This window comes from Rhodococcus spelaei, assembly GCF_006704125.1.
GTDB classification, from domain to species: domain Bacteria; phylum Actinomycetota; class Actinomycetes; order Mycobacteriales; family Mycobacteriaceae; genus Rhodococcus_G; species Rhodococcus_G spelaei.
This window is the reverse complement of the sequence record NZ_VIGH01000001.1, coordinates 681,441-695,705: the sequence shown is the minus strand read 5'-3', so window position 1 is coordinate 695,705 and position 14,265 is coordinate 681,441. Positions and strand designations below refer to the sequence as shown.

The 14,265-nt window shown below is 68.8% G+C and carries 17 protein-coding genes and 1 riboswitch; of the genes, 7 read left to right on the top strand and 10 right to left on the bottom strand.

Going from position 1 to position 14,265, the window contains the following annotated elements; genetic code table 11:
* Positions 1–3: 3 nt before the first annotated feature.
* Positions 4–561, bottom strand: coding sequence for a PaaI family thioesterase (locus FK531_RS03225; RefSeq protein WP_142095158.1), 558 nt, complete (start codon positions 559–561; stop codon positions 4–6).
* A gap of 94 nt (positions 562–655) precedes the next feature.
* Here FK531_RS03225 and disA point away from each other — a divergent pair, with 94 nt between their 5' ends.
* Positions 656–1,735 (top strand): DNA integrity scanning diadenylate cyclase DisA, encoded by a 1,080-nt coding sequence (gene disA, locus FK531_RS03220; RefSeq protein ID WP_142095157.1) that lies wholly within the window; start codon positions 656–658, stop codon positions 1,733–1,735.
* A gap of 68 nt (positions 1,736–1,803) precedes the next feature.
* Here the strand turns inward: disA and FK531_RS03215 are convergent, their stop codons facing one another.
* Both FK531_RS03215 and FK531_RS03210 read right to left on the bottom strand, forming a co-directional pair.
* Positions 1,804–2,499, bottom strand: a complete 696-nt coding sequence (locus FK531_RS03215; protein ID WP_142095156.1) for a DUF4232 domain-containing protein — start codon at positions 2,497–2,499, stop codon at positions 1,804–1,806.
* A 72-nt stretch (positions 2,500–2,571) separates the two neighbouring features.
* Entirely contained in the window at positions 2,572–3,216 is a 645-nt protein-coding gene (locus FK531_RS03210) for a carbonic anhydrase (RefSeq protein ID WP_142095155.1), read from the bottom strand.
* A 79-nt stretch (positions 3,217–3,295) separates the two neighbouring features.
* Here FK531_RS03210 and FK531_RS03205 point away from each other — a divergent pair, with 79 nt between their 5' ends.
* Positions 3,296–4,165: an HhH-GPD family protein gene (locus FK531_RS03205; RefSeq protein WP_246097798.1), complete on the top strand. Its 870-nt coding sequence runs from the start codon at positions 3,296–3,298 to the stop codon at positions 4,163–4,165.
* Positions 4,166–4,183: 18 nt separating this feature from the next.
* Here FK531_RS03205 and FK531_RS03200 read toward each other — a convergent pair whose 3' ends face one another.
* Positions 4,184–5,239, bottom strand: a complete 1,056-nt coding sequence (locus tag FK531_RS03200; RefSeq protein ID WP_142095153.1) for a hypothetical protein — start codon at positions 5,237–5,239, stop codon at positions 4,184–4,186.
* 121 nt (positions 5,240–5,360) lie between these two features.
* Here FK531_RS03200 and FK531_RS03195 point away from each other — a divergent pair, with 121 nt between their 5' ends.
* Positions 5,361–5,939, top strand: coding sequence for a TetR/AcrR family transcriptional regulator (locus tag FK531_RS03195; RefSeq protein WP_142095152.1), 579 nt, complete (start codon positions 5,361–5,363; stop codon positions 5,937–5,939).
* Here the strand turns inward: FK531_RS03195 and FK531_RS03190 are convergent.
* Together FK531_RS03190 and FK531_RS03185 are read right to left on the bottom strand one after the other, a co-directional pair.
* Complete coding sequence (locus FK531_RS03190) at positions 5,929–6,678, bottom strand: alpha/beta fold hydrolase (protein WP_142095151.1); 750 nt, start codon at positions 6,676–6,678, stop codon at positions 5,929–5,931. The genes FK531_RS03195 and FK531_RS03190 overlap by 11 nt on opposite strands.
* Positions 6,679–6,724: 46 nt before the next feature.
* The gene (locus tag FK531_RS03185; RefSeq protein ID WP_142095150.1) at positions 6,725–8,203 is read right to left on the bottom strand and encodes an MFS transporter; all 1,479 of its coding nucleotides are present in this window, start codon (positions 8,201–8,203) and stop codon (positions 6,725–6,727) included.
* Between the two features lie 100 nt (positions 8,204–8,303).
* On the opposite strand from FK531_RS03185, the gene FK531_RS03180 reads away from it, so the two are divergent.
* The 4 genes from FK531_RS03180 to FK531_RS03165 all read left to right on the top strand — a co-directional run bounded on the left by FK531_RS03180 (position 8,304) and on the right by FK531_RS03165 (position 10,298).
* Complete coding sequence (locus tag FK531_RS03180; RefSeq protein ID WP_142095149.1) at positions 8,304–8,702, top strand: MarR family winged helix-turn-helix transcriptional regulator; 399 nt, start codon at positions 8,304–8,306, stop codon at positions 8,700–8,702.
* Positions 8,703–8,761: 59 nt separating this feature from the next.
* On the top strand, positions 8,762–9,076 hold the full coding sequence (gene mhuD, locus FK531_RS03175; RefSeq protein WP_142095148.1) for a mycobilin-forming heme oxygenase MhuD: 315 nt from the start codon (positions 8,762–8,764) through the stop codon (positions 9,074–9,076).
* Positions 9,077–9,132: 56 nt separating this feature from the next.
* A riboswitch (cobalamin riboswitch) is annotated at positions 9,133–9,249 on the top strand.
* 27 nt (positions 9,250–9,276) lie between these two features.
* Positions 9,277–9,471, top strand: a complete 195-nt coding sequence (locus tag FK531_RS03170; protein WP_142095147.1) for a CbtB domain-containing protein — start codon at positions 9,277–9,279, stop codon at positions 9,469–9,471.
* Positions 9,462–10,298 (top strand): CbtA family protein, encoded by an 837-nt coding sequence (locus tag FK531_RS03165; RefSeq protein WP_142095146.1) that lies wholly within the window; start codon positions 9,462–9,464, stop codon positions 10,296–10,298. The genes FK531_RS03170 and FK531_RS03165 overlap by 10 nt, the downstream gene beginning before the upstream one ends.
* 106 nt (positions 10,299–10,404) lie before the next feature.
* On the opposite strand, the gene FK531_RS03160 is transcribed toward FK531_RS03165, so the two are convergent.
* The 4 genes from FK531_RS03160 to FK531_RS03145 all read right to left on the bottom strand — a co-directional run bounded on the left by FK531_RS03160 (position 10,405) and on the right by FK531_RS03145 (position 14,127).
* Complete coding sequence (locus tag FK531_RS03160; protein WP_290367597.1) at positions 10,405–11,142, bottom strand: DsbA family oxidoreductase; 738 nt, start codon at positions 11,140–11,142, stop codon at positions 10,405–10,407.
* A gap of 416 nt (positions 11,143–11,558) precedes the next feature.
* Positions 11,559–11,741 (bottom strand): hypothetical protein, encoded by a 183-nt coding sequence (locus tag FK531_RS03155; protein ID WP_142095145.1) that lies wholly within the window; start codon positions 11,739–11,741, stop codon positions 11,559–11,561.
* Between the two features lie 266 nt (positions 11,742–12,007).
* On the bottom strand, positions 12,008–12,442 hold the full coding sequence (locus tag FK531_RS03150) for an OsmC family peroxiredoxin (RefSeq protein WP_142095144.1): 435 nt from the start codon (positions 12,440–12,442) through the stop codon (positions 12,008–12,010).
* 86 nt (positions 12,443–12,528) lie between these two features.
* Positions 12,529–14,127: an MFS transporter gene (locus tag FK531_RS03145; RefSeq protein ID WP_142095143.1), complete on the bottom strand. Its 1,599-nt coding sequence runs from the start codon at positions 14,125–14,127 to the stop codon at positions 12,529–12,531.
* Between the last annotated feature and the right edge of the window lie 138 nt (positions 14,128–14,265).

The window sequence follows — 14,265 nt, the reverse complement described above, 5'->3', positions numbered from 1 at the left end:
CGTCTAGAGCGTGGAACTGCCGAACGGGGACGTCGCCTCGCCGTCGACGAAGTCCTTCATCGGCGTGAAGTGCTCGGGCTTGATGGTCAGGAACAGGCCCCGAGAGGTGGCGACGACGTCGTCCCCGGCGGTCGGCCCCTCGACGATCCGGGCCTCCGCGCTGGTGTACAGCTTGCGACCGGTCATGCCGTCCATCCGGGCGCGGAACTCGAGTACCGAGCCGAGCGGAATGGGCTTGGCGAAGTCGATCTCCAGGTGCCCGGTGACCACCGGCACCCCGAGCAGCATGCACGCCATCCCCTGCGTCTCGTCGAATGCAACCGACAGGATGCCGCCGTGGATGACGCCCGGTCCGCCCTGGTAGCGGTTCGCGACCGTCAGCCGACCGGACACCTCGATGCCCTCCTCCGCGATGAACGTCATCGCCATTCCGCTGGGCTGGTCGTCGCCACAGCCGAAGCACTTCGACCAGTGCTGCGGCAGCGCTTCGCCGGGCGCGGGGAAGAAGTCGGGTCGGGTCGGCAGGTCGAGATCATCGGGCAACGTCCAGGTACTACTCATGGATAGGTAGGCTAACCGCGGCAATAAAGCGCGGGGTGACCGACTCCCGTGCATCGGACCGGGGCCGCGAGGGTCGGCGAGCAGGGGGACGGCGATGGAAGACACCGCGGCCACGCTGCGCGAGACGATCGCCCGGCTGGCGCCGGGCACCGAATTGCGCGACGGTCTGGAACGCATTCTGCGCGGCCGCACCGGTGCCCTCATCGTGCTCGGCTACGACGAGGAGATCGAGGAACTCTGCGACGGCGGCTTCGAACTGGACGTCGAGTTCGCGCCGACCCGACTGCGCGAGCTGTCCAAGATGGACGGCGCGGTGGTGCTCTCCACCGACGGCACCCGAATCGTCCGCGCCAACGTGCAACTGGTGCCCGACTACAAGATCCCGACCGTCGAGTCCGGCACCCGGCACCGCGCCGCCGAGCGCACCGCGATCCAGACCGGCTGCCCGGTGGTGTCGGTGAGCCAGTCGATGAGCATCGTCAGCGTCTACGTCGGCGGGGTCCGGCACGTGCTGGACGGATCCGCGACCATTCTGTCGCGCGCGAATCAGGCCGTGGCCACCCTCGAGCGGTACAAGTCGCGCCTCACCGAGGTCACCAACGCGCTCTCGGTCGTCGAGATCGAGGACTTCGTGACACTGCGCGACGCGCTGACAGTCGTACAGCGACTGGAGATGGTGCGCCGGGTGTCGGTGGAGATCGAACGCGACGTGCTCGAACTCGGCACCGACGGCCGGCAGCTGGCACTGCAGCTCGAGGAATTGGTCGGCGACAACGACGTGGCGCGGCAACTGGTGGTCCGCGACTACCTGGCCGGGTCGGGGCAGGCACCGACCGAGGCTGTCGAGAAGACCCTCGCCGCGCTCGACCAGCTCACCGATGCGGACCTGCTGGACCTGACCACGCTGGCCCGCGCGTTCGGCTACCCCGCGACCATCGAGGCGCTCGACGCTCCGATGAGCCCCCGCGGATACCGGGTACTCGCGCGGGTGCCGCGGCTGCAGTTCCACCAGGTACACCGGCTGGTCGGCTCGTTCGGCACTCTGCAGGGCCTGCTCGCCGCGACGGCCGCCGACCTTCAGGCGGTCGAGGGCATCGGCGGCCTGTGGGCCAGGCACATCCGCGAGGGGCTGTCCCGGCTCGCCGAGACCTCGATCGCCGGTCCGTTCGACTAGGCACTCCGTGCCCGTGAGTCCATCTGGCCCGGACAGGGACCAGAAAGACTCACAGGCGGCGGAGCCGCCTAGCCGAGGTTGAACGGCTCCGGCGTGCTGCGCAGGGCACCGAGCTGACCGACCACCGTGTACGCACCGGGACCGACCGGGTTCCGCTGCGCGGTGCAGCCCGGCTCCGAGGTCGCGCCCGACCATTTGACCGTGAACGCGGCCTGCTCTCCCGGCTTGAGGGTGCGCACGTCGGGTGCGGTGTTCGGGAAGCAGTCGGTGTTCGACCACAACCGCTTCTGACCGTCGAGGGTGTAGACCATCACCTGCTGCATGCCTGCGCCGAGATCGCGGTCGCACGGCGCGTTGCCGATGTTGGTGACCACGATGCCGAACGACGGCTCCGTGCCGGCCGGGTAGTTCGGCTGGTCGGAGCTGGCCTTGATGGCGAGCGAGTTGTCGGGGCACTGCCCGGCGGGCACCGCCGACCCGGACACCGAGCCCGCGACCGGAGCCGCGGAACCCGAAGCCTGCGCAGCCGTGCCACTCGACTCGGAACCGGAGCCCTCCGTGACGCTCGTCGACGCCGAGGCTGTCGTCGACGTCAGGGAGGAACTCGCGGCCACGGCTTCCGCGGACGCCTTGTCGTCGCCACCGCCGCGAAGGGAGGTGACGATCAACACCAGCACGATCACGGCGACCACCGCGACGCCGAGCGCAAGCATGCGGCGTCGCTGGTAGATCTCGGGGGGCAGCGGCCCGGATGGTTCCAACACGGATACCACGGTAGGTGCCCGGGCCGACGCGATCGCCCACCAGGTCCGGCGTGTCGCTCACACGGACTCGGCTCAGGCGGTCGCGGACTCCTCGTCGACGACCTCACCGATGTCGCCCACCGAGCCACGGAGTTTGATCCCGCCGTCGGAGAGCGTGTACGTGACGCCGACGATGGCGCAGGTCCCGTTGGCGACCCGGTCCGCAATGATCCGCGAGCGGTCCATCAACAGCGACCCGGTCTCCACCACGTGGCGACCCTCGAGTTCGTCGACCGTGCTCAACCCCTCGTTGCGACCCATCAGGATCGACGGTGCGACCCGCTCGACGATGTCGCGGATGAAGCCGCCGGGCACCTCGCCCTTGTCGAGTGCATTGAGGGTGGCCGCGACGGCGCCACAGCTGTCGTGGCCGAGCACGACGATCAGCGGCACGTTGAGGATGTCGACGGCGTACTCGATGGAGCCGAGGACGGAACTGTCGATGACGTGGCCGGCGGTGCGTACGACGAACATGTCGCCGAGACCCTGGTCGAAGATGATCTCCGCGGCGACGCGCGAGTCGCCGCAGCCGAAGAGCACCGCGGTGGGGTGCTGCGAGGAGACGAGCTTGGCGCGGTCGGCGATGCCTTGGCTGGGGTGCAGCGAGGCGTCGTTGACGAAGCGGTCGTTACCCTGCTTGAGGGCCTTCCAGGCCGAAATCGGGTTTGAGTTTGGCATGCCAGCCATTGTGCACCCCGCCACATCGACCGCTCCGAGGCGACCTCGCGAAACAGCGAAGAGAGGGCATGACGATCCGGTGAATTCCTCCGCACTGATCGGCTGGTACGAGCGTCAGGCTCGCGACCTCCCGTGGCGCCGGGACGGCGTCACCGCCTGGCACATCCTGATGAGCGAGATCATGCTGCAGCAGACGCCGGTGGTGCGAGTGGCACCGATCTGGGAGCAGTGGGTTGCCCGCTGGCCGGTGCCCTCGGCGATGGCCGCCGCGAGCCAGGGCGAGGTGCTCCGAGCGTGGGGCAAGCTCGGCTACCCACGCCGGGCCCTGCGCCTGCACGAGTGCGCGGGCAGGCTCGCGACCGACCACGACGACGAGGTACCGACCGATGTCGAGGTACTGCTCGGACTGCCGGGCATCGGCGCGTACACCGCGCGTGCGGTGGCCTGCTTCGCCTACGGGCAACGAGTTCCGGTGGTGGACACCAACGTTCGCCGGGTGATCGCCCGTGCCGTACACGGTGCCGCCGAGCCGGGCAACCCGTCGACGAACCGGGATCTCGCCGACGCCGAGGCGCTGTTGCCGCGTGTCCGGGCCCGTGCGGCAGTGTTCTCGGCAGCGCTGATGGAGCTGGGTGCAACCGTGTGCACGGCCCGCACCCCCGACTGCGCGCGCTGCCCGCTCGAGGACTGCGCGTGGGTGCTCGCGGGCAGACCCGAACACACCGGCCCGCCGCGCAAGGTCCAGAAGTTCGCAGGCACCGACCGTCAGGTGCGCGGGCGCCTGATGGACGTGCTGCGCGAGAGCCACGGTCCGGTGGAACGTGCACGGCTGGACCAGGTTTGGCTCTCCGACACCACGCAGCGAGACCGCGCGCTGGTCTCGCTGCTGGTGGACGGACTGGTGGAGCAGACCGACGACGGACTGTTCGCGCTGGCCGGCGAGGGCTGACGTCGGTCGACCCGGGCGCTAGCCGTCCGCCGGCGCCTTTCGCCGCGAGACCAGCGCCAGGAGTGCGCCCCCGAGCACCAGCCAGGCCCCGACGACGAGCAGTCCACCGCCGACCCCGGCGCCGTCGAAGTACACCACGGCACGCATCGCGTCGATGGCACCTGCTCCGATCCAGAAGTTGTTGAGCCAGGCCCAGAATCCGGGCAGCAGGTGCGCCGAGATCGCGCCGCCCGCGCTGGGGAAGTTCAGGAAGATCATCACCGACATCACCACGAAGATCGCCGCACGGCCGATCAGCTTGTTCAGCAGGATGGTGACGACGCCGACCGTGAACGCGTAGGCGACGGCGATGGCGAGGAGCGCTGCGATACCGAGCGCGGAGGCCCCGTACGTCCCGACGAACACCGACGAGACCAGGAACGCGACGATCGTGCCGACCACCGACATGACGCCGAGGGTCGCGAGCTGATGGCGCACGCGCATCGTCGGTGCGGCCTGGGACACGACGGTGATGGTCAGGTAGCCGAGAATGGTGCAGACGACCAGGAAGTAGAACAACCCGGTGCCGGTGCTGTCGCCGGCACTGAGCGGCGCGTGATCGGTCACCGCCAGGGGCACTCCCTGGGCTTCGGCGAGCGGTCGGGCCACGCCCTCCACGGCTTGCACGAGCGACTGCCCCTCAGCAGAGGCGATGTGTGCCGTCATCGTGGGGCCGAGCTCGATCGCTCCGACCAGGTCGCGGGACTCGATCCTGTCGACGGTGCCGGCCAGATCGGTCGAGACGGTGAGGTCGAAGCGGTCGCCGAGTTGCGGGGACAGCGCGTCGACGACCGCGCTCGCCTGTGCCGAGTCCCCCACGACCGCGATCGGGACGTGGTGGGGCTGCGGGCTGTGGAACGCACTGACGTAGCAGAGCGCGAACATGACGACGAAGAAGAGCGGGAAGCTCATCGCGCCGATGACGGCCCGCCAGTTCGGGGCGGCCGTGGGCGGGGGCGGCGTGACCTCCGGCGCCAGTGCGCGGGCGTCGGCATCCAGTGCCTGCTCCAGGTTCTCGTGGCGTCCGTCGTGCATCGGGTACTCCTGACTCTCGTGGCGTCAACACTGTTGACCACTTGATGTCAACACCGTTGACGCCAATTGTCAACAGTGTTGATAGAATGGAGCGACCGTCCGACGATCGGGGGAATGGGAAATGGCAGCCGCAGTGAGCGAGAACACCGAGCCCGACGCATCGGGCGGGCACCGCACCGCCGTCCTGACGGTGGCGACCGACCTGTTCAGAGCGAACGGCTTCGCCGCCACTGGAGTCCGCGAGATCGCGCGCCAAGCCGGGATCGACCCCGCCCTGGTCATCCGGTACTTCGGCTCCAAGGAAAAGCTGTTCCTGCGCGTGATGACCATGTCCGACGCGTTCGCTGAGGTGATGGCCGGTCCACTGGACGACCTGGGTAGCAACCTAGTCGACTTCATCCTCAGCCGCACCCGCGCCGGCACCGTGGCGACCACGGTCTTCGCCGCACTTGTGCGAGCCTCGGACCGCCCGATGGTGCAGGCCCACCTTCAGGAGTCGATCGACAAGATGATCGTCGAACCGCTCGCGCCGCGCCTACGCGGGGACGACGCGGAGCTGCGGTCGCGACTGGTGTCCGCGCAGATCGGCGGGCTGATGGTGGCGCTGTTCGTCGAGATGGACCCCGCGCTCGTCGCCGCACCGCACGACCGGATCGTCAACCACTACGGCGCTGCGGTGCAGTCGTTGATCAACGGCTGATCTCGTCGAGGAACCGTTCGACGGCGGCCCGGTACTGGTCCGGTCGGTCGTCGTGCACGAGATGTCCGGCGCCCTCGACCCACTCGTACCGGGTCACCGATTCCCTTGGGGTCCGCGCCATCTCGCGCATCTGCCCCTCGGGGGTGATGGTGAATTCACCCTCGAGCAGCAGAGCCGGGGCGCGGACCTGCGACCACTGCTGCCAGAAGTCGCGGGTGCCCCACTCCTCCGAGATGTCGCGCCAGACGGGGACCTCGCCGTGCAGGTGGTAGCCGTCCGGACGCTCCTCGAAGGAGTCCAGGAAGTACTGCGCGGCAACGGGTCCGAAGAAGTCGACCATGTGCTGCTCGTCGCGGAACGGCTGCGGCCAGGATCCGATCATGGCGGCCCAGTCGCCGGCCGTGCGCCCCTGGAAGTCGGGTGCCATGTCCTCGACGACCAGCGCCCGAACCCGATCGGGATGCGCTGCCGCGAAGCACCATCCGTGCAATCCGCCCATCGAGTGCCCGATCACCACCATTGGCTCGTCGATCGGCGCCGCGGCGGCAGCGAGGTCCGCAACGAAGGCCTCGGTGGTCAGTTCCGCGGGCGCCGGCCGGCCGTGCCCGGCGGCGTCGAAGGTGTAGACGTGGCCGTACCCGCGCAGCCACGGCACGTGCCGCCGCCAGGTGCGGGCACTGCCCATCAACCCGTGGAGCAACAGAATTGGCCGGCCGGTCCCACCCTCGTCGTGCAGCACGGCACCGAGACTAGCCCGGTGCCGTGCCGCGTCCCTGCCGAGTCCGTCAGGCGCGGTTCACCACCGGCACCGCGGTGTACTTGCCGCGCCGGCGCAGCAGCGGGGAGACGGTGATCGCCAATCCGACCAGAGCCACTCCGGTGACCAGGACGAGTCCCGGCCGGAACTGGTCGAAGCTCACTGCGGCCGCTCCCGCGGCGTGCGAGCCCCCGGTAACCAGGGCGGTGGTCAACGCCAGCACCAGTGCGGCGCCGACCTGCATCGAGGTCTGCACGAGGCCCGAGGCCAGGCCCTGCTCGGAGTCGGCGACGCCCGCGGTGGCCTGCGCCATGATCGAGGTGAAGCCGAACGCGAAGCCGAAGCCGAGCAGGATCACGCTCGGCGCGATCGCGACGACGTACGACGGCTGGTCACTGCCGACGAACAGGAACCACAGGTACCCCGCACTGAGCGAACCGATCGCCGCCATGATCATCCGCGGCGAACCGAAGCGGTCCACGAGGCGACCGACGAACGGCGACACCACCGCGACGATGAGACCGGCGGGCAGCAACGCCATCGCCATCTGCAGCGGCGACCAGCCCAGTCCGGACTGCAGGAAGATGGTCATCATGAACTGGAAGCTCAGGTAGGACCCGAAGAGCGCGATGATGCTGAGGTTCGCCCGGACTATCGCGCCGACCTTCAGGATGCCGAGGCGTACCAGCGGGTGCGCGATCCGCCGCTCGACCGCGACGAAGGTGACGAGCAGGGCTGCGGCGAGCGCGAACGACGCCAGCGTGAGCGGAGCCGTCCAGCCTCGGGCCGGCGCCGAGACCACCGTGTAGACGGCCAGCAGCATTCCCGCGACGAGTGTCGCGGCACCGACCAGGTCGTGCCCACCCGAGTCCGCGGGACGGTCCCGCGGAATGAGCAGCACGCCCCCGACCAACGCGATGATCGCGAAGGGCACCGGCATCAGGAACGTCCAGCGCCAGCCGGCGCTGGTCAGCAAGCCGCCGAGGATCAGTCCGGAGGAATAGCCGCTCGCCCCGAACACCGAGAAGATCGACAGCGCACGATTGCGCGCGGGCCCCTCCTTGAAGGTGGTGGTCAGGATGGACATCGCGGTCGGCGCGGTGAACGCCGCCGCCAACCCCTTCACGAACCGGCTGACGATGAGCAACGTCCCGTTGTCGACGAGTCCGCCCACGAGCGAGGCGATCGCGAAGACGGTCAGGGCGACCAGGAACACCTTGCGGCGGCCGAGCAGGTCGGCGGTGCGGCCGCCGAGCAGAAGCAAGCCACCGAAACCGAGCACGTAGCCGTTGACGATCCACTGCAGCGAGGTGGTTTCCAGGCCGAGTTCGGTGCCGATGGACGGTAGGGCCACGCCCACCATCGACACGTCGAGGCCGTCGAGGAACAGCACGAGGCAGAGCACTGCCAGGACGCCCCAGAGTCGGGCGGTCCAGGCCTGGTCGGGGGCGGACGCGGAGCCGTCCGCCGTGGCGAGTGGGGGCGAGGTCGTGTCGCTGATGGTCACGTTCGAAACAGTAGATGCACGTGCAATCAATGCGCAAGCACTAATTTTGTTTGCATTTAGTTTACTTGCACTAATTCCGGGGCGAAACTAGAATGCGGCCATGACTGCCGAAGCGGAACTCCGCGACACCTGGCGGACCCTGCTGAGCAGGTACAACAGCATCGCCTGCGACCTCGACCGGCAGATGCAGAGCGCCCACGGGCTGAGCATGAGCGACTTCGAGACCTTGGACCGTCTCGTGGCGGTCACCTGCAAACATCCGCGAATGCAGGAACTCGCAGCGGACATGTACCTGAGTCCGAGCGCCCTCTCCCGCAGCGTCGCGCGGCTCGAGAAGGCGGGACTGGTGGCGCGCTCGCTGTGCGAGTCCGACCGCCGCGGCGTCTTCGTCGACGTCACCGACGCCGGCCGCCGAGTGCACTCCGACGCCAGCAAGATTCAGCTGGCCGTGCTCACCGAGCACCTCGCCGAACCCGGCACCGGCGGCGCCCGCGACTGACCGCGCACCGGGTTCGGTACACCTCCTGCGACCGATTTCCCGGGAGTACGCTCGCCGTCATGGCAGTCGTGAAGATCAACGCAATCGAGGTTCCCGAGGGTGCAGGCCCCGAGCTGGAGAAGCGGTTCGCGAACCGCGCTCACGCGGTCGAGAACTCCCCCGGATTCCTCGGATTCCAGTTGCTCCGCCCCGTCAAGGGCGACGCGCGGTACTTCGTGGTCACCCAGTGGGAGACCGAGGAGGCCTTCCAGGCCTGGGCCGACGGCCCTGCCCGCGCCGCGCATTCCGGAGAGCGCGCCAAGCCAGTCGCGTCCGGATCCTCGCTGCTCGAGTTCGAGGTCGTACTGGACGTGAACGGCGCAGCCAAGTCCTGAAATCCTGTGCACTCGCGCGGCGGCCGATTGACAGGGCCGCCGCGCGAGTGCGACAGTGCGCGAGTAAGTGCGATGGTCGACGGGAATCCGGTGTAAACCCGGAGCGGTCGCGCCACTGTGATCGAGGCACACCCTCGACAGCCAGATACCGTGGCCATCGCCTGGGCTTTTTTACGGGACGCGCTATCCCAGGAGGAACCATGGCACTCGTTCACACCCCCAGCAAGGCAACCGATTCCATCGGCATTGCGATGATCATCGCGGGCGTGGTCCTGCTCGCGATGCTAACCCTGTACCTGGTCGGCTTCGACCAGGGCGCGGTCTCTCGCGGCGGCATGTACATGCACGAGCTGATGCACGACGGTCGCCACCTGCTGGGCCTGCCGTGCCACTGACCGACGCCTTCACGAAACTCCTCATTCGCGGCCTGCTGGCCGGCCTCGTCGCCGGACTGCTCGCCGGTGCCGTCGCATTCGTGATCGGCGAACCGCACATCGACGCAGCCATTGCGATCGAGGAGTCTGCCTCCGCTCCCGCCGAACATGCGGCGACGCCGCACGAGCACGACACCGCGTCCGGCGATGCCACCGCCCATCCGGACCAGGCCGCTGCCGAACCCGCCGGGCACTCGCACGGCGACGACGCGCTGGTCAGCCGGGACGGTCAGCGATTCGGACTGTTCCTGGCCACTACCTTGGCCGGCCTCGCGCTGGGCGCGATCTTCGCGGTCGTGGCCCACTACGCCCGGCGGGTGAGCGACCTGTCCGGGCCGGTGCTGGGACTGTGCCTGGCCGGGCTCGGCTGGCTCGCGATCGAGGCGGTGCCGTTCTTCAAGTACCCGGCGAACCCGCCCGCGGTCGGCGACCCGGACACCATCGACAAGCGGACCTGGCTCTGGCTCGCTTCGGTACTGCTCGGACTGCTGGCGGTCGGGCTGGCGGCGTACGCGGCGCGAATCGTCTCGGCACACCAGTTCCTGAGCGTCCGCATCGCCGCGCCCCTGCTGGCGTTCCTGGTGGTCGTGGGCATCGGCTACGTCGCGCTTCCCGGCGTCAACGAGGTCGGCAGCGACTTCCCTGCCACCCTGCTGTGGGAGTTCCGGGTGTCGTCGCTGGCCATTCAGGCGACGCTGTGGCTGCTACTCGGACTAGGCTTCGCCTTCCTCACCGAGCGCGCCAATCGGACGTCCGGGCAACGGAATTCGCTCGCGGGCGTCCGCTGAGCAGTGTCCACCACACGGTGATGGGAACCTTCGCTCGGCCTAACCGGCTGAAGGTTCCCATCACCCTGGGCAGGGGGGTACCGGCGGGGGTTGCCGGGGGACGGAGTCAGACGGCGCAGGAGCCGTCCGAGCAGGAGCCGTCCGCCTCGGACGCCCCGGCGAGGGTGACGATCGGGCTCGCGTCGGCGTAGGCCTTCTCGAGCAGCTGGGTGAACACCTCCACGGGCTGCGCGCCGGACACGCCGACGGCCCGGTTCGCTGCGAAGAACGGGACGCCGGTCACCCCCAGTGCGCGGGCCTCCGCGATGTCCGAACGGACCTTGTCGGCTGCCTCGTCGCTGTCGAGCGCGGCACGAACCTCCTCGGCGTCCAGCCCGACCTCCGCGGCGATCGCGACCAGCTCGTCGCGGTCGTCGACGACGCGACCCTGCTCGAAGTGGGCGCGGAACAGCGCGGCCATCAGGTCCTGCCCGCGGTCGCCGGCGAAGTGGATCAGCCGGTGCGCGTCGAAGGTGTTCGCGGCGATCACGGTGTCGAAGTCCATCGTCAGGCCGTCCGCGGCGGCGGTGCTCGCGACGTGCGCGAACATCTGCTTCACCTGGTCGGCAGGCATGCCCTTCATCTCGACGAGCGCGTCGACCTCTGGACGGCGGAGACCGACCGGGGTGTCCGGGGACAGCAGGTACGACCGCCACACGACCTGGACCTCATCGCGCTGCGCGAACTGCGCGAGCGCGGTCTCGAATCGCTTCTTGCCGATGTAGCACCAGGGGCAGGCGATGTCGGACCACACCTCCATCACGACGGCGGCGGTGGTGGACTGGTCAACGGATTCGATGCTCACGAATGGTTGAAACGTCCACCATCGGCGCTTTGTTCCTAGCCGCGTGCGCGTCCGAGCTGGCGGATCCACTCCCGCGACTGCGCGGGGTCGAATCGCGTCGTCGAGCCCGCCGCCCTCGACTATCGGCGGGCCACCCATGCCGATATCGGCGTCGGCGAACAGCACGAGCGGAATCTGCTTGCGCAGAGCAACTTCCAGCATCCGGTCGGCCTTGGTGTGGTTGCGCACGCCCCTGGGTGCCGGCGAGAACCGTGCAGTCGTACGAGATGACGACGGCTCCCGGTGCGATCGCGCACGGAAGTGACAGCCGGCCGAGGCAGGGAGTTTGCCACTGCCCCGACGGCCAGGCTATTTGCTTGAAAATGCTTCTGATACACCGACATCCATCGCCGCAGCGATGGATGTCGATTCGGATCCTAGTTGTCGTTGGGGCAGTCCTTCACCCACTTGACGTTTCCGTCGAAGTTGCAGCTGCCTGCGTGGGTGCCTGCGGCGAGCGCCGGGCCTGCGGCGATCCCGAGGGGCAATGCGGCCAGCAGGCCGGTCAACGCAATCTTTGCGACCAGGTGGCGGGCAGGCGAAATGGTGGGCTTGATCACTGCGGTGAATCCTTACTTTGATCGGCAGCCGTGAATCCTGGCGCCGACATCCTCGACCTGCGCCTTCGCGACCGTCTTCATGGGGGGTCCACGCCGGAACCGGTAGGTGGTTGCATCGGCGCGGTACAGCCATGATATAGGGATATTCGACCGTTGGCGAGAGTGATCCTTGCCTTTTCTAACAAAATGCCCGTACTGCTGGCCCCCGCAGGCCGCCGAACCCCGGCGACGCCGCTGACCAGCGCTGCGACGCCGCCGCGGGGTTGTCAGAGCAGGGCCGCGTCCAATGTGATGGCCACGCCGGTCAGCGCCTTGCTGACAGGGCACGACTCCCTGGCCGCCTGCGCGACAGTCGCGAACCCGGCGGCGTCGAGTCCGTCGACCTCGCCGCGCACAGTCAGCGCGATGCCGGTGAGCTTGAATCCCGGGGTGTCCGGACCGAGGCTGACCGCCGCCGTCACCTCGAGGCTCTGCGGGACACCGCCGGCCTCCCCGATCAGCGCCGACAACTGCATCGCGTAGCAGGACGAATGCGCGGCGGCGATCAACTCCTCCGGACTCGTCGTCCCGTCCGCGTCGTCCGCGGCCCGCTTGGGAAACGACACCTCGAAGGTGCCCGCCCCGGAACTGCTCAGCTCGACCTGCCCGGAGCCCTCCTGCAGGGTTCCGTTCCAGGCTGTGCGGGAAACGCGTGTGGGCATGGCTTGTCCTTCCGTCGGAACGTGCGGTTGACGGTCACCAGTGTTCACCGACAACCCCGCCTCGGACCAGTGCTCGGCCCGGGACGTCAGGAGGTGGGCGCGACCACGCGGTCGCTTTCCTCGTACTGCGCCAACAGTTCTCGTTCCCGATCGCGGTGCGGGAAGGCGAAGAAGACCAGCGCTGCACCGACCAGGACGATCGCGATGGCCGCACCGTACGCCTTGCCGTCCCCGTCCAGGAACGCCGAGCGGGCAGCGGCGATGATCGGCTCCGCGTATTGCGGATAGCGCTCGGCGATCCCCTCCGCCCCGGCGAACGACTTCTCGAGGGCGGCCTGGGTCTGCGCACTGATGGCGTCGGACTGCGGGTTCGCTGCGATCGTCGCGGCGAAGGAGGCGGTGTACCCTGCGGTGAGGAGTGCGCCGAGCACCGACTGCACGATCGCCCCGCCGAGATCGCGCTGCAGGTCGGCGGTGCCCGAGGCCATCCCCGCCCGCGACACCGGGACCGATCCGGTCAGCGAGTGCGAGGCGGGCGTGCCCGCGAGGCCGACGCCAACGCCGAGCAGCACGTACCCGAGCGCGATCTTCCAGTAGTGGGCGTCCTCCTTCCACAGCAGCAGCGCGACCAGGAGCCCCAACACGATCGCTCCGTAGCCGAGCAGAAGCGTGAACCGCGACCCGTGCGACTCGACGAGTTTGGCCGACTGCGGCGCCACCACCACCATGACAGCCGCCGCCGGCAGTCCGGCGGCCCCCGCGGCCAGAGTGGAGTAGCCGAGCACGTTCTGCATGAACTGTTGGCCGATGTACATCGTCCCCATCAGGGTCCCGAACACCACGATGCCCGCGACCGCGGCAACCCAGAAGATGCGCCGACGCGCGACATGCAGGTCGTACAGCGGGAATCGCGCCCGCGACTGGCGGATCACGAACACGACCGCGGCCGCCAGCGCGATCGACATCATCGACAGCGCCGTGCCGAGCATGCCCTCGACCGGCGCAAAGTTGATTCCGAGCACCAGTGCAGCGACCAACACCACCGACACCATCCCGCCGAGATGGTCAACCGGATCGACCGACTCGTTGACGTGACTGGGCACCCACAGCGCGGCCGCCACCAACGCGATCAATGCCAGCGGCACCGTCACCAGGAACACCGACCCCCAGTCGAAGTGTTGGAGCAGTGCACCGGAGACCAGCGGTCCCAGCGAGGAGATGCCGCCGCCGATCGAGGACCACAGCGCGATGGCCCGGGTTCGCGCCGCGCCGGACCACAGTGCGGTGATGAGCGCGAGGGTGGTCGGGAAGGCGAGACCGGCGCTGACGCCGCCGAGCAGTCGCGCGACGAAGAGCACCTCGATGCTGGGGGCGATACCCGCGACCACACTGGCTGGGATCGACAGCGCCATGCCGAGGACCAGCATCGCCTTGCGGCCGTACCTGTCGCCGAGGGCGCCGAGGTAGAGGACCGAGGCTGCCAGACCGACCGAGTAGCCCACCGCGACGAGGTTCAACTGGGTCTGGCTCGCGTCGAAGGCCCGCCCGATGTCGGGCAGGGCGACGTTCGCCACCGCAAGATTCAGGTTCGCCACAGCCGCCACGATGATCAGCGCGGCGAGGACGAGTGTGGCGCGGGCAGGGCGGTCGTCTGCTACGGACTGCACCCGGCCAGTCCACACCATCGGCCGGGTTCTCGTGCGCCGAACACGCGACCGTGGGGCGAGAACGCCCGTACCGCTCGCTGCCCCGGTGTAACCTCAGGCACTGCGAGACTGCGATTCGGGGCCTCGAGCCCGTCAGCGTCGTCTGACCGAGATGTC